We start from the raw sequence: 1,075 nt of genomic DNA on the forward strand, positions 1-1,075 counted from the left end.
CGCTACCGTATGGTAATTGCTTCCGAGCATTTGAAAGATGCTACCCTGAACGAGCTTGCCGCCGCTTACGCGAAAACAGAATAGCGTTTATCTTGCAGCAATAACTAACAAGAGCTCCGGTTATGCCGGGGCTTTTTCTTTTTTAAAATCTGCATGCAACTTCCACAATACGCTATACGCAAGCTTAGTAAATACCTTTTTAAATTTTATAGTGTAGGTCCGAAAGGTACTTTCGAGTTACATGTCCGGCTGGATCGCATTACAGGAGGCGTATTCAATCTCGCTTTCGGTTTATGGGATCCGAAATGCAGGTTGCTGAACGACAGGTTAGATCTTCGGAATGGAGATATCGACAAAATACTGGCAACTGTCGGGATAATAGCGCTTGAGTTTTTGGAAGAAAACCCATCTTACTACCTGTTTGCACGTGGAAGTACTCCTGGCAGAACTAGAAAATATCAAATGGGTATTGCCCGCTATTTACATGAGCTGAAGGTAAATTTAAAGATTTGGGGCTTTCCCATTGATGGTGAATATACTTCCCTTGCTATTGACGACTTTTCCGGAAAGAAGGAGTGGAATGAATTTACATCTGGAACTAATTATGCCGCATTTTTAATTTCGAGGAAATAACAATAATTTCGATAACAAACCTCAGACATATATGGCTTCGATGACAGAACAGACAAGAAAACACAACGTCATAAAACGAGCGGGTTTACCAAAGCAGACCAAGCACAATATCATCACCGCATTTTTCGAGGAGAAGGTAGCAGATGCGAAGAAGTTTCTAGAAAAAAATCCAATTCCAGAACACCTGCTCAAAGGGACTCAGAGTCATAATACCTGAAATGCCTTCATAAATCTACATTGCGATGCTCTTGGGAATTAACGTGAGTGGAGAATATGATCAAAAGCGTGGGCTCAGTATGAAAGCTTTGAGCGACGGGAAGGAAGTGCTGAATTTCAAACTGAAAAAAGGCGAATCTACTACATTTCGCTACCGTATGGTAATTGCTTCCGAGCATTTGAAAGATGCTACCCTGAACGAGCTTGCCGCCGCTTACGCGAAAAC

Annotated in this window: 2 protein-coding genes; both read left to right on the forward strand. The window is 42.0% G+C overall.

Annotated elements, in window-relative coordinates; translation table 11 throughout:
• Positions 1-153 precede the first annotated feature (153 nt).
• Positions 154-633 carry a DUF6934 family protein gene (locus tag ACTIE6_RS24125; RefSeq protein WP_439559060.1) on the forward strand — a complete coding sequence of 160 codons (480 nt, stop codon included), beginning with the start codon at positions 154-156 and terminating at the stop codon, positions 631-633.
• Positions 634-664: 31 nt separating this feature from the next.
• Positions 665-850 (forward strand): hypothetical protein, encoded by a 186-nt coding sequence (locus ACTIE6_RS24130; protein WP_439559061.1) that lies wholly within the window; start codon positions 665-667, stop codon positions 848-850.
• The last annotated feature ends 225 nt before the right edge of the window (positions 851-1,075 follow it).

Origin of the sequence: Dyadobacter sp., assembly GCF_051859145.1 — a bacterium.
Taxonomy (GTDB): domain Bacteria; phylum Bacteroidota; class Bacteroidia; order Cytophagales; family Spirosomataceae; genus Dyadobacter.